At 62.6% G+C, this 20244-nt stretch carries 17 protein-coding genes and 3 pseudogenes; 6 read left to right on the forward strand and 14 right to left on the reverse strand.

Going from position 1 to position 20244, the window contains the following annotated elements:
- Nucleotide 1: 1 nt before the first annotated feature.
- From imuA to RGV59_RS23445, 3 genes are all read right to left on the reverse strand, one after another.
- Complete coding sequence (gene imuA / locus RGV59_RS23435) at nucleotides 2-616, reverse strand: translesion DNA synthesis-associated protein ImuA (RefSeq protein ID WP_126586735.1); 615 nt, start codon at nucleotides 614-616, stop codon at nucleotides 2-4.
- On the reverse strand, nucleotides 616-1233 hold the full coding sequence (gene lexA / locus RGV59_RS23440; protein WP_126586737.1) for a transcriptional repressor LexA: 618 nt from the start codon (nucleotides 1231-1233) through the stop codon (nucleotides 616-618). Before lexA ends, imuA begins: the two co-directional genes overlap by 1 nt.
- Before the next feature lie 985 nt (nucleotides 1234-2218).
- Nucleotides 2219-2806: an NUDIX domain-containing protein gene (locus tag RGV59_RS23445; protein WP_017849304.1), complete on the reverse strand. Its 588-nt coding sequence runs from the start codon at nucleotides 2804-2806 to the stop codon at nucleotides 2219-2221.
- 114 nt (nucleotides 2807-2920) lie between these two features.
- Between RGV59_RS23445 and RGV59_RS23450 the strand changes: the two are divergent.
- Both RGV59_RS23450 and RGV59_RS23455 read left to right on the forward strand, forming a co-directional pair.
- Nucleotides 2921-4071, forward strand: a pseudogene (locus tag RGV59_RS23450) (diguanylate cyclase).
- 64 nt (nucleotides 4072-4135) lie between these two features.
- Nucleotides 4136-4474, forward strand: a pseudogene (locus tag RGV59_RS23455) (alpha/beta hydrolase); the annotation flags it as partial.
- A gap of 193 nt (nucleotides 4475-4667) precedes the next feature.
- On the opposite strand, the gene RGV59_RS23460 reads toward RGV59_RS23455, so the two are convergent.
- Together RGV59_RS23460 and RGV59_RS23465 are read right to left on the reverse strand one after the other, a co-directional pair.
- Nucleotides 4668-5828, reverse strand: coding sequence for an alpha-hydroxy acid oxidase (locus tag RGV59_RS23460; protein ID WP_079444110.1), 1161 nt, complete (start codon nucleotides 5826-5828; stop codon nucleotides 4668-4670).
- Between the two features lie 76 nt (nucleotides 5829-5904).
- Nucleotides 5905-6114: a DUF3079 domain-containing protein gene (locus tag RGV59_RS23465; RefSeq protein WP_017849308.1), complete on the reverse strand. Its 210-nt coding sequence runs from the start codon at nucleotides 6112-6114 to the stop codon at nucleotides 5905-5907.
- 180 nt (nucleotides 6115-6294) lie between these two features.
- Here RGV59_RS23465 and RGV59_RS23470 point away from each other — a divergent pair, with 180 nt between their 5' ends.
- From RGV59_RS23470 to RGV59_RS23485, 4 genes and pseudogenes are all read left to right on the forward strand, one after another.
- On the forward strand, nucleotides 6295-6825 hold the full coding sequence (locus RGV59_RS23470; protein ID WP_126587386.1) for an iron transporter: 531 nt from the start codon (nucleotides 6295-6297) through the stop codon (nucleotides 6823-6825).
- Nucleotides 6825-7148, forward strand: a complete 324-nt coding sequence (locus tag RGV59_RS23475; protein WP_017849310.1) for a cupredoxin domain-containing protein — start codon at nucleotides 6825-6827, stop codon at nucleotides 7146-7148. Before RGV59_RS23470 ends, RGV59_RS23475 begins: the two co-directional genes overlap by 1 nt.
- 15 nt (nucleotides 7149-7163) lie before the next feature.
- The gene (locus RGV59_RS23480; protein ID WP_046383091.1) at nucleotides 7164-8003 is read left to right on the forward strand and encodes an FTR1 family iron permease; all 840 of its coding nucleotides are present in this window, start codon (nucleotides 7164-7166) and stop codon (nucleotides 8001-8003) included.
- Nucleotides 8000-9351: pseudogene (locus RGV59_RS23485) on the forward strand (4Fe-4S binding protein). The gene RGV59_RS23480 and the pseudogene RGV59_RS23485 overlap by 4 nt, the downstream one beginning before the upstream one ends.
- Nucleotides 9352-10503: 1152 nt before the next feature.
- Here RGV59_RS23485 and RGV59_RS23490 read toward each other — a convergent pair.
- From RGV59_RS23490 to narH, 9 genes are all read right to left on the reverse strand, one after another.
- Entirely contained in the window at nucleotides 10504-12123 is a 1620-nt protein-coding gene (locus tag RGV59_RS23490) for a methyl-accepting chemotaxis protein (protein ID WP_017849315.1), read from the reverse strand.
- 70 nt (nucleotides 12124-12193) lie between these two features.
- Entirely contained in the window at nucleotides 12194-12889 is a 696-nt protein-coding gene (locus RGV59_RS23495) for an anaerobic ribonucleoside-triphosphate reductase activating protein (protein ID WP_169883988.1), read from the reverse strand.
- Nucleotides 12886-13041: an anaerobic ribonucleoside-triphosphate reductase gene (gene nrdD, locus RGV59_RS23500; protein WP_017849317.1), complete on the reverse strand. Its 156-nt coding sequence runs from the start codon at nucleotides 13039-13041 to the stop codon at nucleotides 12886-12888. Before nrdD ends, RGV59_RS23495 begins: the two co-directional genes overlap by 4 nt.
- Before the next feature lie 31 nt (nucleotides 13042-13072).
- On the reverse strand, nucleotides 13073-15073 hold the full coding sequence (locus tag RGV59_RS23505) for a ribonucleoside triphosphate reductase (protein WP_046489186.1): 2001 nt from the start codon (nucleotides 15071-15073) through the stop codon (nucleotides 13073-13075).
- 276 nt (nucleotides 15074-15349) lie between these two features.
- The gene (gene moaA / locus RGV59_RS23510) at nucleotides 15350-16336 is read right to left on the reverse strand and encodes a GTP 3',8-cyclase MoaA (RefSeq protein ID WP_017849319.1); all 987 of its coding nucleotides are present in this window, start codon (nucleotides 16334-16336) and stop codon (nucleotides 15350-15352) included.
- Between the two features lies 1 nt (nucleotide 16337).
- Entirely contained in the window at nucleotides 16338-17264 is a 927-nt protein-coding gene (locus RGV59_RS23515) for a peptidylprolyl isomerase (protein ID WP_046383086.1), read from the reverse strand.
- 10 nt (nucleotides 17265-17274) lie between these two features.
- Entirely contained in the window at nucleotides 17275-17955 is a 681-nt protein-coding gene (narI, locus tag RGV59_RS23520; RefSeq protein WP_126587236.1) for a respiratory nitrate reductase subunit gamma, read from the reverse strand.
- Complete coding sequence (gene narJ / locus RGV59_RS23525; protein ID WP_017849322.1) at nucleotides 17948-18703, reverse strand: nitrate reductase molybdenum cofactor assembly chaperone; 756 nt, start codon at nucleotides 18701-18703, stop codon at nucleotides 17948-17950. Before narJ ends, narI begins: the two co-directional genes overlap by 8 nt.
- A 2-nt stretch (nucleotides 18704-18705) precedes the next feature.
- A complete protein-coding gene (gene narH, locus RGV59_RS23530) occupies nucleotides 18706-20244 on the reverse strand; it encodes a nitrate reductase subunit beta (protein ID WP_017849323.1) in 1539 nt (512 codons plus the stop codon).

Genomic DNA, 20244 nt, shown 5'->3' on the forward strand with positions numbered 1-20244 from the left:
CTCAGTGCCCGGCCAGCGCAATCGGCGCCGGGTGGGCCAGCCCGCCCCGGCACTTGAGCACCCGCACTTGCGCGGGCCGGGCGTCGACCGCCAGGCGCAGAGCGGCCGGCGAGGCGTTGAGCGCGTCACTCAGGGCGCGCCAGGCAAACGCCAGGGTCTGCCCGGTTTCCGCCGCTACCTGCAAGCGCCGCAAGGCACGATCATCGGCCTTGCGCGGCCAGCACAACACCGCACCGCAACTGCCCGAACGCAGGCACTGCTCGACCGCCCACAACGCATCCCGCTCCTCGGCCTGGACCACCGCGAGCTGACGCAAATCCACCCCGGCGTTCTGCCAGGCGTGGGGGTACGGCGTGTAGGGCGGCGCCACCAGCACTATGCGCTCCCCCGCCGCTGACAAACGCGCCAGGGTCGGCAACACCAGTTGCAGTTCGCCCACGCCGTCCTTGGCCATGAGGATTTCGCTGAGGGCCGACTCCGGCCAGCCGCCCGTGGGCAGCACCGCATCCAGCGCCGCCAGCCCCGTGGGGTGGACACTGGCCGGTGGCGCGGCGGGCCGGCCCTTCCACACACGCCCGCCATTGAACAGCGCGTCCAGGGCAACGACGGCGCCCATCAGCCTTGCCTCACCAGGCCGCAGAACACGCCTTCGATGGCCAGGTCCTGATCGGGCCCGACCACGATGGGTTGATACGCGGGGTTGCGCGGCAGCAGCCGCACGCTGTCGCCATTGCGTTCGAAACGCTTGATGGTGACTTCACCGTCCAGGCGCGCCACCACAATCTGCCCGTTCACGGCTTCGGCACTGCGGCGCACGCCCACCAAATCGCCGTCGAGGATGCCGTCTTCGATCATTGAGTCGCCCTGCACCCGCAACAGATAGTCCGGGGTTTTCGCGAAAGTGGCCGGGTCGAGTTGCAGGCGGCTGTGGACTTCGGCATCGGCGCCGATGGGCAAACCGGCGGCGACACGGCCCAGGACCGGAACGTCCAGCCATTCGGGCCGCGCTGGCGGGTTGAGCAGGCGAATGCCACGGGCCTGGTTGGAGTTGACTTCGATGAAGCCGGCTTCGGTCAGGGCCACAACGTGTTTGCGGGCGACGCTGCGGGAGGCGAAGCCGAATGCCTCGGCGATCTCGGCGAGGCTGGGGGATTGGCCTTGTTGCGCGATGCGGTCGCGGATGAAGGTCAGGATGGCGGTGCGGCGGGGGGTTAGGGTTGTCATGGAGTACATTTGTACTCTTGTGGGAGATTTCTGACAAGCGCCGGTAGTCGGGGGGTTGGGGGTTGGGGGTATATCCGTTATTTAGGTAATGGCAGCTATTGGTTCCGCTCTTACAGCGGGTCACTTTGGAAAAGCCCCAAAGTAACCAAAGGGCTCTTGCCCCACCACTCGGCACCTCGCTAGTGCTCGGTGTGCCCTCACTCCGGCTTGAATCCGTGGGCCGCCGTCATGGGCCATCCCTGGCCCAGGACGGCTAACCCGGCGTCCTGCCGGGTTACCCACGGATTCAAGCCTGCGTTCGGCCAGCGTGGTTTTACGGGGCGCCTAAGATCAAGATCAAAAGCCAGAGCCAGAGCCAGAGCCAGAGCAGAACGAGTTCTATCTGATCCATGGAGATCAAAATGTAGGAGGGGGCTTGCCCCCGATGGCGGTGGATCAGTCATGCATGTAGTGACTGATCCACTGCCATCGGGGGCAAGCCCCTCCCACATTTTTGACCGAGTTCGGCTTGCAGGATCAGGTTGGCTATAAGGCCGCGCCCAAGAGCAAGAGCAAGAGCAGAACGAGTTCTATCTGATCCATGGAGATCAAAATGTGGGAGGGGGCTTGCCCCCGATGGCGGTAGATCAGTCATGCATGTAGTGACTGACACACTGCCATCGGGGGCAAGCCCCTCCCACATTTCTGACCGAGTTCGGCTTGCAGGATCAGGTTGGCTATAAGGCCGCGCCCGAGAGCAAGAGCAAGAGCAGAACGAGTTCTATCTGATCCATGGAGATCAAAATGTGGGAGGGGGCTTGCCCCCGATGGCGGCTTGTCAGCCAATACATGCATGGCTGATCCACTGCTATCGGGGGCAAGCCCCTCCCACATTTTTGACCGAGTTCGGCTCGCAGAGTCAGGTCGGCTATAAGGCCGCTTTGCTTTTGATCTGGGGCACACCGGGCCTAGCTTTGGCTACTTTTGAGAAAACGGATATCGACACGCCCCACTCTCACCATCCCTCTTTCAACATCCGCAATTCCAGATGCTGCAACAGCATGATGGTCTTCCCATCCACGATCTCACCGCTCGCCACCATCGCCAACGCCCGCTCGAACCCCAGTTCCAGTACCTCAATGTCCTCGCCTTCCTCTTCGATCCCGCCGCCCATTCCCACCCGATCCTCCGGTTGGTATTCGCCGAGGAAAAAGTGAATCCGCTCCGTCACCGATCCCGGGCTCATGAATGCCGCATAGATCTTCTCCACATGCCCCACGCGATAGCCCGTCTCTTCTTCGGCTTCCAGGCGAATGCGTTCTTCGGGGCTGGCGTTGTCCAGCAACCCGGCCGCGGCTTCGATCAGGTAACCGGGGTAGTCGTTGACGAAGGTGGGCATGCGGAACTGTCGGATCAGCAGCACAGTGCGCTGGGCGCGGTTGTACAGCAGGATGGTCGCGCCGTTGCCCCGGTCGTACACTTCGCGGGTCTGGGCCTGCCAGCTGCCGTCGCGGCGGCGCAGGTCGAAGCTGTATTTTTTCAGCAGGTACCAATTCTCCGAGAGCGTCTCTTCGGCGGTGATGCGAACGGGGCTGTTGTCCATGGTCGGGCCTTTGCTCAAAGGAGCAGGAGCATGTCGCGCCAGCAACGCCAACGTCAAGCCGGTCGCATACCGCTACAATCGGGCCCCACAAAAAGTCTCTGCAAGGGCAAGGCAATGTCGCTGCATATCCCGACGCTATTGATAGTCGCCGTGTTCGTGTTCTGCCTGATGGGCCTGCTCACCGTGCATGCCTGGAGCCGTGGCCGTGAACCGACCCTGGGCTATCTCGGCATCATGCTGCTGCTCGCCACCCTGGGCACCGGGCTGATCGCGGTGCGCGGCGTGGGCCTGGACTTTGTCGCGTTGATCCTCGGCAATGTCGTGCTGTTGCTCAGCGCCGCGATGAACTGGACCGCCATGCGCGCTTTCGTGCAGCGCAAGCCGAGCCTGCCGGGGATCTTTGCCGGGTGTGGCGTGTGGCTGTTGATGTGCCTGTTGCCGCAGTTCTATGGTTCGCTGTCGGCGCGGGTCACCCTGTATTCGCTGCTGGCGGCCGGTTATGGCGTGCTGTCGGCCCTGGAGCTGTGGCGCAACCGCGCGACCCTGGAAGTCGCCTACGCTCCCGCGCTGGCGCTGATCCTTTGGCACACCGCGTTCTATGGCATACGCGCAATCACCGACGCCGGCCTGCCGCTGAAAAACGCCCAGGCCTCGGGGGTGAAGGCGCGCCGTTTTTCTCGTTCATGCTGTTTGAATCGATGCTGTATGCCATCGGCATTGCCTACATCACCCTGGCGATGGTCAAGGAGCGTGCCGAGTTGCGCTTCAAGGCCGCCGCTTTCAGCGATGCGCTGACCGGCGCCGGCAACCGCCGCGCCTTTATGCTCAGGGGCGAAAAACTGCTGGCCGACTGCAGCCGTCGCCAGCGCAGCACGGCCCTGCTGCTGTGCGACCTGGACCACTTCAAGCGCCTGAACGACAGCTTCGGCCACCCCATGGGCGACCAGGCGCTGATCGCCTTCAGCCAGATGACGCGGGCCATGCTGCGCAGCGGTGATGTGTTTGCGCGTATCGGCGGTGAAGAGTTCGCCTGCCTGCTGGCCGACAGCGATGCGGCCGGGGCGTTTGAAGTGGCCGAGCGCATCCGCCGCGGGTTTGCCGAACTGGACCTGCTGACGCCGGGGTTCTTGAGCGTGAGCATCGGCATCGTCACCACCACGGCGGCAGGCCACGACCTCTCATACTTACTGTCCCAGGCCGACCAGGCGCTGTACCAGGCCAAGGCCTATGGACGCAATCGCGTGCAGGTGGTGGCGCTCGCCTGAGCGGACGACGCTTGAATGCCGCAATACTTTGCAAGCAATCAGTAAACGCCTGATCTACGGGCATTCCCTGGCGGATGTGGCCACCGCCGTGGCGGATACCGCCTTGCCGGTGCGCTGGCTGCTGTCGCAGAAATTCGATTCCATCGACAAGATTGCCGACATCCATATGCCACTGCTGGTGGTCCACGGCCTGGACGACCGCTACGTTCCCCCACGGTTCAACGAGCAATTATTTGCCGCCGCCCAGGAACCCAAGCGCTTGTTGCTGGTGCCCGGCGCCAGCCACAACAACAGCATGAGCCTGGCCGGGCGCAGCTATCGCAAAGCGCTGGACAACCTGATGCAAGCGAAGATGCCGACACAGGTTGTCACCCACTCAACCGGGCGCGCCAACGACTCATAAAATGTGTTTTCGGCACTGGGTTCGCGCGGGGCTGTCAAGCGCAAACCCAGCCTATGCTGGCCCGCGCCAGAAGTTGATCAAATATTGATCTTGGGTTGAATCGCCAACCCCTGCCGGGCCCTCGCAAAGTTATCCACAGAGATACCCACGGTTTTCGTGGACAACTCTTTTTATTTTTTTACGATTTTTTTGCTCAGCCCGCGCCTTGGGGAAAGGTGCCAGGCAGCAAAATTTCGCGATTCACATCGCGTATATCGTTATACCCGCACAGCGCCATCGACACGTCCAACTCGCGGGCGATGATCTCCAGCGCCTTGGTCACCCCCGCTTCACCCATCGCGCCCAGGCCGTACAAATGCGGGCGACCGATCAGGGTGCCTTTGGCGCCCAATGCCATGGCCTTGAGCACGTCCTGGCCGGAACGGATACCGCCGTCGAGCCACACTTCAATACGCTCGCCCACCGCCTCGACGATCGCCGGCAATTGGCTGATGCTCGACGGCGCGCCATCCAACTGACGACCGCCGTGGTTACTCACCACCAACGCATCGGCGCCGGCATTCGCCGCCAGGCGCGCATCTTCCACATCGAGGATGCCCTTGATGATCAACTTGCCGCCCCAGCATTTCTTGATCCATTCCACATCGTCCCAACTCAGGCGCGGGTCGAACTGTTGGGCGGTCCATGCCGACAGCGAACTCATGTCCGCCACACCTTTGACATGCCCGACGATATTGCCGAAGCCATGACGTTTGGTGCCGAGCATGCCCATCACCCAGCGCGGCTTGGTCATCATGTTGAGGATATTCGGCAGGGTCAGTCTGGGCGGCGCCGACAGGCCGTTGATCAGGTCCTTGTGACGTTGGCCGAGGATCTGCAGGTCCAGGGTCAACACCAACGCATCGACACCGGCGGCCTTGGCGCGCTCGATCAACTGCTCGATAAAGGCGCGGTCGCGCATCACATAGAGTTGAAACCAGAACGGCTGGCCGACCTGTTCGGCGATGTCTTCCAGGGAGCAGATGCTCATGGTCGACAAGGTGTAGCGCAGGCCAAAGGCAGCAGCGGCACGGGCGGTGAGAATCTCACCATCGGCATGCTGCATCCCGGCCAGGCCGGTGGGCGCCAGGGCGACTGGCATGGCCATGTCCTGGCCGATCATGGTGGCGCGGATCGAACGTTTATCGATATTGCGCGCCACCCGTTGGCGGAATTTGATCTGGGCAAAATCGCTTTCATTCGCCCGGTAAGTGCTTTCAGTCCAAGAGCCGGAATCGGCGTAGTCGTAAAACATCCTTGGAACACGTTTTTGCGCCAGCTTGCGTAAGTCTTCGATGGTTGTGATCAACGACATCTGCGTCACCTCTCCCTGAACTGAGTAGGAAGAGTAACCGCCCATCCGCCGTACAACCAGCCATTGCGTTGATTGATCAGGCCGCTGACGGTTCGTCCGTGGCAGGTGGCTCGGGGGTGAGCCCCCAGTCGCCGTGCTCGTACCAGTCATCGCCGATCATCTCGGCCGGGTGCATGGTGCGGTCGGCGCCGTTGCCACAGGCCAGATCGGTCGTGGCGCAATAGCGGTCGCAGCCCCAGCAGATGCGTTCGGGGTGCTTGGGGTGCAGCGGAAAAGGCTTGGCCATGATGAGGTTCCCTACCGGCGAACAATAGAGTCAACCTAACCTGCTCGAGGGGGCATGGCCTTGACTGCAGTCAAGGTTGGCCAACATGAAATATCGCAGAAACTTGACAAGAATCATTATTATTTACGATCAACCTTCCTAGACTCGGGTTCTTTCCCCCTCACCCGTCAGGAAGCCTCCATGCGTATTCCTTCTACTGTGTCCCTGGTCCTGCTGTTGTCCACCTCTGCGGCGTTTGCCAAGGAGTACCCGATCGGCGAGCCGCAGCACTGCCCAGGCCTGGAAATCGGCGCGGTGTACCTACAACCGATCGAGATGGCACCCGCCGGCATGATGCGCGCCACGGCCGACTCCGACGTCCACCTTGAAGCCGATGTGCGCGCCACGGCGGACAATGCCCAAGGCTTCCAGGAAGGCAGTTTCGTGCCGTACCTGAACCTGTCCTTTACGTTGAGAAAGCAAGGCAGCGACACGCCGATCACCGGTGATTTCCACGCCATGGTCGCCAATGACGGGCCGCACTACGGCGACAACGTCAAGCTGCAAGGCCCAGGCAAATACACCCTGACCTTCAGCGTATTGCCGCCCAGCGGCCACCAGTCCCTGGGCCGCCATACCGACAAGGAAACCGGGGTCGCACCGTGGTTCGAACGCTGCGAAGTCCACTACGAATTCGTCTATGCCGGCATCGGCAAGAAAGGCGGTTACTGATGCGTCGCGCCTTGCTGCTGGGCAGCTTGCTGCTGAGCGGCGCGGCCCTGGCGGCGCCGTTGCCGACCTATGAACTGACCCTGCAGGACGGCCACTTCATCCCGCCGCAACTCACGGTCAAGGCCGGCGAGCGCTTCAAGATCGTGCTGCACAACCTCGGCCAAGGCCCGGCCGAATTCGAGAGCACGCCGCTGCGCGTGGAGAAAGTCTTGTCCCCCGGCGTGACCACCTTCGTCGTGATCCACCCGCTCACGCCGGGGTTGTATCCGTTCTTTGACGAGTTCAACCCACAGTTGCCCGAAGGCAGCATCCTCGCCCAATAGCCCCGGGAGCCGTTGATGAATCAATCGATGTTTATTGTCTGGCGCGAAAGCGTCGAGGCGCTGCTGGTGATCGGCATTCTGCAGGTCTGGATCAGCCGCCAGACCGCGCACTCGCGCCTGGGGCGTTTCCTGTGGGCCGGGGTGGTCCTGGGCTTGTTCTGCTCCGCCGGCCTGGCCGGCTTGATGCTGTGGGCCGGTGAGGCCATGACCGGCCCCCAGGGCGAATGGCTGCAAGCGGCACTGACATTATTGGCCAGCGGCCTGATGGTGCAGATGGTGTTCTGGATGCATCGCCACGCGGCCACGCTCAAAAACACCCTGGTACGCGAAGCCGATGAACGCCTGGCGCGCCAGGGCGGTTGGGGCGTGTTGCTACTGACGCTGTTGGCGGTGAGCCGCGAAGGCAGTGAAACCGTGGTGTTTCTGTACGGTGCCGGCGCGCGTCTGCAGGGCCCGGCGCTGAACCTGTTCGCGATCGGCGGCGTGCTGGGCCTGGTGTTGGCGGGGCTCACGGTGCTGTTGTTGCGCAGTACGCGGCGCTTCATTTCCTGGTCGCTGTTTTTCGCCCTCAGCGAAGCGCTGTTGCTGCTGCTCGGCGGGGCTTTGCTGGTGGCGGCCGTGGACCGTATCAGCGGGCAATTGCTGGCGATGGACATGCCCGAGTGGGTCTATTCGAGCTTCGGTGAAAGCCGCTGGGACAGCAGTACCCTGCTCAGCGACAGCCACGGCCTGGGCGCGATGTTGGCTGACTTTGTCGGCTACCGCGCCGCGCCGAGCCTGGTCACCGTGCTGGTGCTGCTCGGCTATTGGTTGTGGGTGGGCAACGGCCTGCGCCGTTCGCGGCACGCGGCATGAGCTGGCTGCAGCGCCTGGGCGATGGCATGCGCCGCCATGGGCGCTTGATCCGTGCCGTGCAATGGGCGGTGGTGCTGGTCTACGCCGTGCTGCTGGTGCTGCCGGCGCTGCTGCCGTTGCCGGACAGCCAGGCGCGCCTGGTGAACAACCTGACGCTGCTCGCGCAATTCATCTTTTGGGGCCTCTGGTGGCCGTTCGTGTTGCTGTCGATGGTGTTGTTCGGGCGCCTGTGGTGCGGCGTGCTCTGCCCGGAAGGTTCCCTGAGCGAATGGGCCAGCCAGCACGGGCGCGGCCTCGGTATTCCGCGCTGGCTGCGCTGGGGCGGCTGGCCGACGCTGGGCTTTTGCCTGACCACCCTCTACGGCCAATTGATCAGCGTGTATGACTACGCCCAGGCGGCACTGTTGATTCTCGGCGGCTCGACCCTCGGCGCGGTGATCGTCGGCCTGTTGTTCGTGCGCGGCAAGCGCGTGTGGTGTCGGTACCTGTGCCCGGTCAGCGGCGTCTTCGCCCTGCTCGCCCGCCTGGCGCCGGTGCATTTCGCGGTGGATGAGCAGCGCTGGAAAGCCAACGACGCACCGCGCCTGCCGCTGCCCAACTGCGCGCCGCTGCTGGATATCCGCCGCCTGCAAGGGGCCAGCGAGTGCCATGCCTGCGGCCGTTGCAGCGGGCAACGCGGCGCGGTGCAACTGATCGCCCGCTCGTGCAACCAGGAGATCCTGCAGGCGCCGCGTCAACCCGGCTCAGTGTGGGACGCGCGGCTGTTGCTGTTTGGTGTGATCGGCCTGGCGATGGGGGCGTTTCAATGGACCGTCAGTCCGTGGTTTATCGCGCTCAAACAAACCCTGGCGACGTGGCTGGTCGGCCATGACTGGCTGTGGCCGCTGCAAGACAACGCGCCGTGGTGGTTGCTCACTCATTATCCGCAGCTCAATGACAGCTTCAGTTGGTTGGATGGCTTGTGCATTGTGTTGTATCTGGGGGGGAGTTCGTTGGTATTGGGGGGCGGCTGTTGGCTGCTGCTGCGGTTGGCCGCGTGGGTGGCGGGTGATCGTGCACTGTTTCGGCCCTTGGCGCTGACGCTGACGCCCCTCGGTGGTGCGGGTTTGTTCCTGGGGTTGTCGGCGACCACGGTGAAGTTGTTGCGGTATGAGGGCTTGGGGTTGGCTTGGGTGCAATCGGCGCGGGCAGTATTGTTGATGGCGGCGGTTGGGTGGTGTTTGTGGTTGGGGTGGCGGCAGCTTCGGGGGGTTGGGGGCTGCGGCGTTGGGGTGGGTGGTTGTGTGTGGGGTTGAGTGTTGGGTTGGTGGGGGGTGGATGGTGGTTGCAGTTTTGGGGGTGGGGTTGAGTGCCGTTTTTTTCGGTGATTGCGGCGGCGGCTGAGTACATATCCGTTATGGTTCCGCTCTTACAGCGGGTCACTTTGGAAAAAAAAGCCCCAAAGTAACCAAAGGGCTCTTGCCCCACCACTCGGTGCCTCGCCTAGGCTCGGCATGCCCTCACTCCGGCCAGCGTGGTTTGACGGGGCGCCTAAGATCAAGATCAAAAACCAGAGCCAGAGCCAGAGCCAGAGCAGAATGAGTTCTATCTGATCCATGGAGATCAAAATGTGGGAGGGGGCTTGCCCCCGATGGCGGTGGATCAGTCATGCATGTAGTGACTGACACACTGCCATCGGGGGCAAGCCCCCTCCCACATTTTTTGACCGCGTTGGGCTTTCAGGATCAGGTCGGCTATAAGGCCGCGCCCAAGAGCAAGAGCCAGAGCAGAACGAGTTCTATCTGATCCATGGAGATCAAAATGTGGGAGGGGGCTTGCCCCCGATAGCGGTGGAATCAGTCATGCATGTAGTGACTGACACACTGCCATCGGGGGCAAGCCCCCTCCCACATTTCTGACCGAGTTCGGCTTGCAGGATCAGGTCGGCTATAAGGCCGCGCCCAAGAGCAAGAGCCAGAGCAGAACGAGTTCTATCTGATCCATGGGGATCAAAATGTGGGAGGGGCTTGCCCCCGATGGCGGTGGATCAGTCATGCATGTAGTGACTGACACACTGCCATCGGGGGCAAGCCCCTCCCACATTTCTGACCGAGTTCGGCTTGCAGGATCAGGTCGGCTATAAGGCCGCGCCCAAGAGCAAGAGCCAGAGCAGAACGAGTTCTATCTGATCCATGGGGATCAAAATGTGGGAGGGGCTTGCCCCCGATGGCGGTGGATCAGTCATGCATGTAGTGACTGACACACTGCCATCGGGGGCAAGCCCCTCCCACATTTCTGACCGAGTTCGGCTTGCAGGATCAGGTCGGATATAAGGCCGCGCCCAAGAGCAAGAGCAGAACGAGCTCTATCTGATCCATGGAGATCAAAATGTGGGAGGGGCAAGCCCCCTCCCACATTTTTTGACCGCGTTGGGCTTTCAGGATCAGGTCGGCTATAAGGCCGCCGCGCGTTGGTTACTTTTCGGGTTGGCCATTACCGAAGAAACGCATCGCCACACCACCTAAACCTTAAACCGCGCCACCGTCTGATGCAGTTCCCCCGCCATCCCTGCCAGATCATGCCCCGCCGTTTCGGTATGCAAGGCCCCTTGCAATACCTGTTGCGACAGGTTCCGAATCCCCACCAGGTTGCGATCCACTTCCCGCGCCACCAGTGCCTGTTCTTCGGTGGCGCTGGCAATCATCAAGTTGCGCTCATTGATCTGCGAAATCGAGCGGGTGATTTCATCCAGCGCCTCCCCCGAGCGTTGCGCCACGCCCAAGGTCGCCTGCACCCGTTCGCTGCTGCTGTGCATGGCGGCCACGGCGTGTTCGGTGTCCTGGCGGATGTTGCCGATCATCTGCTCGATCTCCTGGGTCGAGGTCTGGGTACGATGGGCCAGGGCGCGCACTTCATCGGCGACCACCGCAAAACCGCGCCCGGCATCGCCGGCCCGGGCCGCTTCGATCGCGGCGTTGAGGGCCAGCAGGTTGGTCTGGTCGGCGATGCTGCGGATCACGTCCAGCACGCCGCTGATGTCTTGCACGCGGCCGGCGAGTTGCTGGATGCGTTCGGAGGTTTCCACCACGCCGGTGGCCAGGGTGTTGATCGAGGCCACGGTTTCCTGCACCTGCGCCCGCCCAAGCTGGGCGGTCTGTTCCGACAGGCGCGAGGCTTCGCTGGTGCTCACCGCGTTGCGCGCGACTTCATCGACGGCGGCGGTCATTTCGTTCACCGCGGTGGCGGCCTGTTCGATTTCCTGGCCCTGCAACTGCAGGCTGCTGCTGGTCTGGCTGCTGACCGCGCTCAACTCTTCGGATGAACTGGCCACGCCATCCACCGAGGCGGCGATCTGCCGGACCATCTGGTTGAGGTTCTGCTGCATCTGGTGCAGGTTGCGCATCACGCTGCCGTCGGCACTGTTGCCCAGCGGCACCTCGATGGTCAGATCGCCCTGGGCGATATGGCTGAGCACCCGCGCCACCTCGTCCGGCTCGCCGCCCAAAGGCCGGGTGACGCTGCGCGTGACGATCACGGCGGCCGCCACGACCAGGCTCACGCATAGCAGGAATAATCCGATCATCGTGCGGCGCGCATCGTCGTAGAGAATTTGCGCAGCCTGCTCGCGCTCGACGAACAGTCGGCCTTGCATGGCCATCAACGCATCGAGGCTCTTGAACACCTCAAGCTCGGCCGGCACCACCTGCTGTTTGAGCTGGGCCAGGCCCTGCTCGCGGGCGCCCTGCTTGATCAGCGCCTGCACCTGGGTAAAGGCCGCGACGTAGGTTTCCCGATGGGTTTTCAACGCGGCATAGGCCGCCTTGCCTTCGGTGGTATCGAACAGTGGCTCCAGGGTGGCGAACGCCTGGGTAATGCGCTGCCGGGTGGTGCCAATGGCCTCTTGGGCCTGCTGGTTATCCTGGTCGATCAGCAGGTCGCGGGTGTTGCGCCCGTTATCGCGCACGCCGGTGGCGATCACCATGATCGGTGCGATTTTCGGCCAGTCCTGCTGCACGATCTGTTCGGACTGTTGCTTGAGGGTTGCCAGGTCGTGCAAGGCGTAAAACACCAAACCGACCAGAGCCAGCGGCGCAATCGCGAAGCCGATGACAATGCGTTGTGCCGTGGTTAACTGCGTCATTCTAAACATTCCTTGATGAATACCTGCCCGAAACGGGCAGCATCTTTAAAAATCCTGGAAGGGCGATCGGTCACCCTCGTAATACAAAAGCCGGAAACAACTCGCGCATGTGGCCCCACAACTCCGGCAATGCCATCTGTGCCGGGGCAATCGGCAATTGCTCATCGAGCATGCTTGCCGTGCGGACCATCTGCACGGCGAAGCGCTTGACACCACTGGCTTGCAAACGCTGGGCCAGGCGCAACAGGCGCGACGTATCGATCAGATGCCAATGCACCGTGGTGCGACACTCGTAGTCCACGCCACTGGCCAGCAAGGTCTCCAAACTGCGCCAATTGGCGGCGCCGCTGCCTTTGACCTGGGTGACCAGTTGATAGTCCTCGACCAGGGCCTTCACATCGAAGCCCACCCAGTCGGCATGGCGCAGCGCATTGGCAAAGCCTGCCGGTTTGATCCCCGCACTGTGCAGGCCCACGCGAAAGCCCATGGCGCGTACCTCGTCCATCGCCGCTGGCAAACCTTCCTGCAAGGTCGGTTCACCGCCGCTGAACACCACTGCGTCCAACAGGTCCTGGCGGCGCTGCAAAAACAGCAAAACCCGGCGCCAATCGATCTCCGCGCTACCGCGCGGTGCAATCAGGTCCGGGTTATGGCAGTAACGACAGCGCCAGGCACAACCCTGGCAGAACAGCACACAGGCGAGCATACCGGGGTAGTCGAGGGTGGTCAGGGGCACCATGCCCCCAACCCGTAGCATTCGACTCATTGGCGCCCGGCCGCGCAAGCCGCTTCGGTAAAGTGAACACGCTCCTTGTGTTCGGACTGTTTGCCGGGGTTGAACGCGGACACCGGCCGGTGGTAACCCATCACCCGGGTCCAGACTTCGCAGCGCTGACGTTGTGGCTGGGATGTTTGCATGGTGAATCTCCTTGCGGGTTGAAAAACAGGTTCAAGACTGGGCGGCAAGCGCGAGGATCTCATCGCACTTGGGGCAGAACTCGTGTTCGCCGGCGAGGTAGCCGTGTACCGGACAGATCGAGAAGGTCGGGGTCACGGTCAGGTACGGCAGGCGGAAACGCCCCAGCGCTTTGCGCACCAATTGCTTGCAGGCCTGGGCCGAGGAAATCTGTTCGGCCATGTACAGGTGCAGCACGGTGCCGCCGGTGTATTTGCATTGCAGTTCGTCTTGCAGCTCGAGGGCTTCGAAGGGGTCTTCGGTGAAGCCCACCGGCAGTTGCGACGAGTTGGTGTAGTACGGCGCATCCAGGCTGCCGGCTTGCAGGATGTCCGGGTAGCGCTTGCGGTCTTCCTTGGCGAAGCGGTAGGTGGTGCCTTCCGCCGGTGTGGCTTCGAGGTTGTAGAGGTGACCGGTTTCTTCCTGGAAGCGCAGTAAGGTGGCGCGCACATGGTCGAGCAGGCGCAGGGCGAACGCGCGGCCTTCTTCGGTGTGCGTGCCCTGCGTGTCATCCGTGAAATTGCGCAGCATCTCGTGCATGCCGTTGAGGCCGATGGTGGAGAAGTGGTTGCGCAACGTCCCCAGGTAACGCTTGGTGTAGGGGTACAACCCGGCGTCCATGTGGTGCTGGATCACCTTGCGCTTGACCTCCAGGCTTTCCATGGCCATTTCCATCAGGCTGTCCAGGCGTTGCAGCAAGCCGCCGGTATCGCCCTTGAACAGGTAACCGAGGCGCGCGCAGTTGATTGTCACCACGCCCAGCGAGCCGGTCTGCTCCGCCGAACCGAACAGCCCGCCGCCGCGCTTGAGCAGCTCACGCACGTCCAGTTGCAGGCGACAGCACATGGAGCGCACCTGGTTGGGTTGCATGTCCGAATTGAGGAAGTTCTGGAAATACGGCAAGCCATAGCGCGCGGTCATCTCGAACAGGCGGTCGGCGTTCTCGCTGTCCCAGGGGAAATCATGGGTGATGTTGTAGGTCGGAATCGGGAAGGTAAACACCCGCCCCTTGGCATCCCCGGCCTGCATCACTTCGATGTAGGCGCGGTTGATCAGCTCCATTTCCGTTTGCAGGTCGCCATAGGCGAATGGCATTTCCTCACCGCCGATCACCGGCACCTGCTCGCGCAAGTCTTCCGGGCAGACCCAATCGAAGGTCAGGTTGGTGAATGGCGTCTGAGTGCCCCAGCGCGACGGCACGTTGAGGTTGTAGATGAACTCCTGCACCGCCTGGCGCACCTCGGGGTAGCTCAACTGGTCTTTGCGCACATAAGGCGCAAGATAGGTGTCGAACGAGCTGAACGCCTGGGCGCCGGCCCATTCGTTTTGCAGGGTGCCGAGGAAGTTGACCATCTGCCCCAGGGCACTGCTCAAATGCTTGGGCGGCCCCGCTTCGACGCGACCCGGCACGCCATTGAGGCCTTCGTGCAGCAACGAACGCAGCGACCAACCGGCGCAGTAGCCGGCGAGCATGTCGAGGTCGTGGATATGCAGATCCGCCTCACGGTGTGCGCGGCCGATCTGCTGGCTGTAGACCTCGTCCAGCCAGTAATTGGCAGTGACCTTGCCCGATACGTTCAGCACCAGCCCGCCGAGGGAATACCCCTGGTTGGCATTGGCCTGCACGCGCCAGTCTTCACGGTCGAGGTATTCGTTCATCGAGGTGGCGACTTCCACCAGGGTCTTGCGGTCGCGGCGCAAGCGACCGTGCTGTTCGCGGTAGACGATATACGCGCGCATCGACAGGAAGTAACCGGCATCCATCAACACCCGCTCGACGCTGTCTTGGATCTGCTCCACATCCAGCCGTTCGATGCCGCGCAGCCGCGCCAGCACCGCACCGAGCAACAGGTCGACCTCGGCCTCCCGATACTCGCCGGTGGCATTGCCGGCGGCGATCAGCGCCTGACGGATTTTTTCGGCGTCGAAGGCAACGAGGCTACCGTCGCGTTTGTGCAGGCGGTTACTGACCAGCGGGCTGAGCATGCTTTGCATTGGAAGGCTCCAGACACTACATATAGATTTAATAAATCTTTGAAACACAATATGCAGTGATATTACGGTCAAGCGTTTGGGCTGCCATTGATCAAGGTCAAGTCTGAACGAAGATCAAAATGTGGGAGGGGCGGTGCGACGATTCGACTTGTTCCCGATAGCGGTGGATCAGTCGTGCATGTATTGGCTGACACACTGCTATCGGGGGCAAGCCCCCTCCCACAGTAAGCCTCCTCCCACAGTAAGTTCCCTGCCACAGCAAGTCCCCTGCCACATTCAACCGCCGCTCATATTCATGAAGCGCACCACCTGCACCTCCCCTGCCCCGGTGAAATCATGGCGCAGCGGCTTACCCCGCAACCCCTTGTGCAACGCCTCGATCAACGGCGCGTCGTCCAACGGGTAACGCCGCAGCAAAGCGCGGAAGTCCACCGCGTTGTCCTGCCCCAGACACAGCAGCAACTGCCCTTCGACGGTCATCCGCACGCGGTTGCAACTGCCGCAGAAGTTGTGGGAGTTGGGCGAGATAAAGCCGATGCGCGTGCCCGGATGCCGCGCCAGGCGCACATAGCGCGCCGGGCCGCCGCTGTTTTCGGTGCTGTCGAGCAAGGCATGGTGACGGGCGATCACGCTGCGTACTTCATCACTGGCACAGAACGTCTCGCCGCGGGAGCGGCCCACGTCGCCCAGGGGCATTTCCTCGATAAAGCTGATGTCGATGCCTTGGTCGATCGCGTACTGCACCAGCGCCGGCACTTCATCGAAGTTGCGCCCTTTCATCACCACGCAATTGAGCTTGACCCGCTCGAACCCGGCCTCTCGCGCCGCCTCGATACCGTCCAGCACCTGGCGCAGATCACCGTTGCGGGTGATCGCGCGAAAGCGCTGCGCATCCAGGCTGTCGAGGCTGATGTTCATGCGCTTGACCCCGGCGTCCACCAGCGGCTGCGCGAGGCGCGCCAACTGCGAGCCGTTGCTGGTCATCACCAGTTCGCGCAAGCCCGGCAGTGCCGCGATATTGCGGCACAACCCGACAATGCCCGGGCGGATCAACGGCTCGCCGCCGGTCAGGCGGATCTTGCGCACGCCCTGGCCGACGAACAGCGCGGCCAGGCGTTCCAGCTCTTCCAGGGTCAGCACCTGCTGGCGCGGCAGGAACGTCATGTTTTTCGCCATGCAGTACACACAGCGGAAATCACAACGGTCGGTCACCGACAAGCGCAGGTAATCGATCGAACGGCCCACCCCATCCACCAGGCTCATGTCACTGCACCAGCGGCGAGTCGGCGCCCTGCAGCGCGATGCCACGAATGTCCGCCGCGCCGATCAGGGTTTGCAGGTACTGCACCAATGCCTTTTGCCACACGCCTTGCTGCAACTGGGTGCGGATCGCCACCGCCACCGCTTCATACGGCAGCGGTTGGCCTTCGATACGCTGATCGACATAGATCACATGCCAGCCATAACGACTCTCCAGCGGCTTGCCGGCCAGGCCCGGCGCGAGGGTGAACAACTGACGCTCCAGCTCGGGCACGGTCTGGCCCTTGCTCACCTGGCCCAGCGAACCGCCCTGGGCCTTGGACGGGCACGCCGAATACTGCAGGGCCAGCTCGGCGAATTGGCCGGGCTGCTCGTTCAGGTTCTGCAGCAGCACTTCCGCCTGGCCGTGCGCCAGATGGCGCGCCTCGGCGTCGTCCGGCGCGCATTCGAGCAGAATGTGCCGCACCGCCAGCAACGGCGCGCTGTGAAAGCGCCCGCGGTTGTTCTCGAAGTAGCGCACACAGGTGGCCTCGTCGCACTCGGGCACCTTGACCTCACGCTCGAGCAGCAAGCGCGTGGCGGCTTCTTCTTCGTTCTCGCCGGCGGCGATCTCCACCGCCAGGCCCAGCTCGGCGATCCGCTGCTGCAACAGCTCGCGGATCACCAGCGCACGGGCGGCCAGATACACCGCCTCCTCGCGGCTTTCGGCCGGGTGATATTGCAACTCCAGGGCCATGGCCTCCGGCGTGACGGGCACGCCGTTGACGCTGATGATCGGCCATTCCTGTTCACTGCTGGCGATCAATTCAGGCGCCTTGAGTTCCTCGAACAGAGCCGGGGCCGCAACCTCGGCCACCACCGGTTCTTTGACCGACGAGCCGCAACCGCCGCTGCCGCCATTACCGCCACCACATCCGCATCCAGTTGTCATGACGCTCTCCTCAATACTTCTGCCGCACGATTTGATAACGACGCCCCAGGTACCAGATCGGCGCGCTGACCATATGCACCAAGCGGGTAAACGGGAACAGCACGAACAGGGTCAAGCCCAGCGCCACATGCGCCTTGTAGATCAGGCTGACCGGCTCGATCGACGCCGCCGCGTCCACTGGCCGCAACAGCACCACGTTCTGCGCCCAGTCGGCGAGCATCACCATGACCGAACCGTCCATATGCCCGGTGGACGCGACGATGGTCAGCAAACCGAGCACCAACTGCACGAGCAGCACCAGCAGGATCAGGATGTCCGACGGGCTCGACGTGGCCCGTACACGCGGGTCGCCCAGGCGGCGCTTGACCAGCATCAGCAAGCCCACCAGGCACAGCAGGCCGAAGACGCCACCGGAGACCATCGCCAGCAACTGCTTGTGCTCAGTGCTGATCACATGGTGATAGACCGACGCCGGGGTCAGCAGGCCGACAAAGTGCCCGGCCAGCACGAACAGCACGCCAATGTGGAAGAAGTTGCTCGCCACGCGCATGCCACGGTTGTTGAGCATCTGGCTGGAGCCAGCCTTCCAGGTGTACTGCGACAGGTCGAACCGCGCCCAACTGCCCAACAGGCAGATCGCCAGGGCGACATAGGGGTACACCCCGAATACCAGCAAATTCCACTTAGACATTACCCACCTCCGTGGCCGGCACTGCGGCCTGCCCTTCTTGCTGAAAATCCACCCAGTGCAACGGCACCGCGCTTTCTTCGCGGGCTTTGCCCGGTGCGCTGGGCATCGAGCTGCAACGGTCCTGTTGTTCGGCCTGCATAAAGTCCACCGCTTCCTCTTCCCAGATCTTGTCCAGGGCTTCGAGGGAGTCGTCACGCGGCTCGGCGGCGACCTGCGCGCGCAGTTCGGCCACGGCCTGGTGCGGCTCGGCACCCGAGATCTGCAGCAACGCACGGAAGCAACTGGCGTAGCCGCTCTCGCGCTCGTCCAGACGTGCGGCGAGCAGCGCCAGCAGGTGCGCCACATCCGCCAGGCCCTCGCGGGCCTCGATGTCTTCGCGGGTCGAGAGGAACTCCAGGTACAGCGGGATATAGTCCGGCAGCTCCTTGACGCCGATGGCAAACCCGGCCTCTTCGTACTGGGCCATCATGTCGACCATGGCCTGGCCACGGTCGCGGGACTCGCCGTGGACGTGTTCGAACAACAGCAACGACAGCGAGCGCCCACGGCCGAACAGCGCACCGTAGTGTTCCTGGCCGTCCATCAGGTCATTGGCGCAGATCAGCTCGAGCAACTCGAACAACGCGCCGCGCTGCTTGGGGCTGATCTCCCGCGACTCGATGATCGCCTGTTCCAGTTCGTCGCGGCCGTTCACCAGGGTTTCGGTGGGGTAGTCCAGCAGCAACGAAATCACTTTGAGAATACGCATGCTCAGTCCTCCCAGATCTGTACGGTTTTCAACACGTCGCGACGGTTGGCCTTCTTGGCGCCGAACATGTTGGTGTCGGAGCTGCCGCTGCAACCGCTGCCGAAGCTGAAACCACAGCCGGAGCGTTCGGCGAACGCGTCGCTCATGGCGTCTTCACGGTGCGCGCTCGGCACCACAAAGCGGTCTTCGTAGTTGGCGATCGCCAGGTAGCGGTACATCTCTTCCACCTGTTCCACGCTCAGGCCGACGTCTTCGAGCACTTGCAGGTCCTGCACGCCGTCGACTTGCTGGGAGCGTTTGTAGGCACGCATCGCCAACAGGCGTTTGAGCGCACGCTTGACCGGTTTTTCATCGCCAGCGGTGAGCAGGTTGGCCAGGTAACGCAGCGGAATGCGCAGGCTGTCGACATCCGGGATCACCCCGTTCATGCCCACGGTGCCGGCGGCGGCAGCGTTCTGGATCGGCGACAGTGGCGGTACGTACCAAACCATCGGCAAGGTGCGGTATTCCGGGTGCAGCGGCAGTGCGAGTTTCCAATCGACGGCCATTTTGTAGACCGGCGAGCGCTGGGCCGAGTCGATCACCGACTGCGGCACGCCATCGGCCAGGGCCTGGCGAATCACCGCCGGGTCATTCGGGTCGAGGAAGATTTCCAGCTGTTTCTCGTACAGGTCTTGCTCGTTGGCGGTGCTCGCCACTTCGCTGATGCGGTCGGCGTCGTAGAGCAGCACACCGAGGTAGCGAATCCGGCCGACGCAGGTTTCAGCACACACGGTGGGCATGCCGGCTTCGATGCGCGGGTAGCAGAAGATGCACTTCTCGGATTTGCCGCTCTTCCAGTTGAAGTAGATCTTCTTGTACGGGCAGCCGCTGATGCACATGCGCCAGCCGCGGCACTTTTCCTGGTCGATCAGCACGATGCCGTCTTCTTCACGCTTGTAGATCGCACCGCTCGGGCACGAGGCCGCGCACGCCGGGTTGAGGCAGTGCTCGCACAGGCGCGGCAGGTACATCATGAAGGTGTTTTCGTACTCGCCATAAATGTCGGCCTGGATCTGGTCGAAGTTCTTGTCCTTGCGGCGCTTGGCGAACTCGGTGCCGAGGATTTCTTCCCAGTTCGGGCCCCACTCGATTTTCTGCATGCGCTTGCCGGACACCAGCGAGCGCGGACGCGCGGTCGGTTGGTGCTCGCCCAAAGGCGCGGTGTGCAGGTGCTGGTAGTCGAAGTCGAACGGCTCGTAGTAGTCGTCCAGGCTCGGCAGGTCAGGGTTGGCGAAAATGTTCGCCAACACGCGGAACTTGCCGCCGATGCGCGGGTTGATCGAGCCGTTGGCGTTGCGCACCCAGCCGCCCTTCCACTTGTCCTGGTTTTCCCATTCTTTCGGGTAACCGATGCCGGGCTTGGACTCGACGTTGTTGAACCAGGCGTATTCCATGCCTTCACGGCTGGTCCAGACGTTTTTGCAGGTGATGGAACAGGTGTGGCAGCCGATGCATTTGTCCAGGTTCAGGACCATGCCGATCTGTGAGCGAATCTTCAT

It is taken from the genome of Pseudomonas sp. FG1, from assembly GCF_034313875.1.
Taxonomy (GTDB): Bacteria; Pseudomonadota; Gammaproteobacteria; order Pseudomonadales; family Pseudomonadaceae; genus Aquipseudomonas; species Aquipseudomonas veronii.

Coding starts and splice junctions, on each gene's coding strand:
- imuA (WP_126586735.1), bottom strand. CDS start 616: ATGGGCGCCGTCGTTGCCCTGGACGCGCTGTTCAATGGCGGGCGTGTG.
- lexA (WP_126586737.1), bottom strand. CDS start 1,233: ATGTACTCCATGACAACCCTAACCCCCCGCCGCACCGCCATCCTGACC.
- RGV59_RS23445 (WP_017849304.1), bottom strand. CDS start 2,806: ATGGACAACAGCCCCGTTCGCATCACCGCCGAAGAGACGCTCTCGGAG.
- RGV59_RS23460 (WP_079444110.1), bottom strand. CDS start 5,828: ATGTCGTTGATCACAACCATCGAAGACTTACGCAAGCTGGCGCAAAAA.
- RGV59_RS23465 (WP_017849308.1), bottom strand. CDS start 6,114: ATGGCCAAGCCTTTTCCGCTGCACCCCAAGCACCCCGAACGCATCTGC.
- RGV59_RS23470 (WP_126587386.1), top strand. CDS start 6,295: ATGCGTATTCCTTCTACTGTGTCCCTGGTCCTGCTGTTGTCCACCTCT.
- RGV59_RS23475 (WP_017849310.1), top strand. CDS start 6,825: ATGCGTCGCGCCTTGCTGCTGGGCAGCTTGCTGCTGAGCGGCGCGGCC.
- RGV59_RS23480 (WP_046383091.1), top strand. CDS start 7,164: ATGAATCAATCGATGTTTATTGTCTGGCGCGAAAGCGTCGAGGCGCTG.
- RGV59_RS23490 (WP_017849315.1), bottom strand. CDS start 12,123: ATGACGCAGTTAACCACGGCACAACGCATTGTCATCGGCTTCGCGATT.
- RGV59_RS23495 (WP_169883988.1), bottom strand. CDS start 12,889: ATGAGTCGAATGCTACGGGTTGGGGGCATGGTGCCCCTGACCACCCTC.
- nrdD (WP_017849317.1), bottom strand. CDS start 13,041: ATGCAAACATCCCAGCCACAACGTCAGCGCTGCGAAGTCTGGACCCGG.
- RGV59_RS23505 (WP_046489186.1), bottom strand. CDS start 15,073: ATGCAAAGCATGCTCAGCCCGCTGGTCAGTAACCGCCTGCACAAACGC.
- moaA (WP_017849319.1), bottom strand. CDS start 16,336: ATGAGCCTGGTGGATGGGGTGGGCCGTTCGATCGATTACCTGCGCTTG.
- RGV59_RS23515 (WP_046383086.1), bottom strand. CDS start 17,264: ATGACAACTGGATGCGGATGTGGTGGCGGTAATGGCGGCAGCGGCGGT.
- narI (WP_126587236.1), bottom strand. CDS start 17,955: ATGTCTAAGTGGAATTTGCTGGTATTCGGGGTGTACCCCTATGTCGCC.
- narJ (WP_017849322.1), bottom strand. CDS start 18,703: ATGCGTATTCTCAAAGTGATTTCGTTGCTGCTGGACTACCCCACCGAA.
- narH (WP_017849323.1), bottom strand. CDS start 20,244: ATGAAGATTCGCTCACAGATCGGCATGGTCCTGAACCTGGACAAATGC.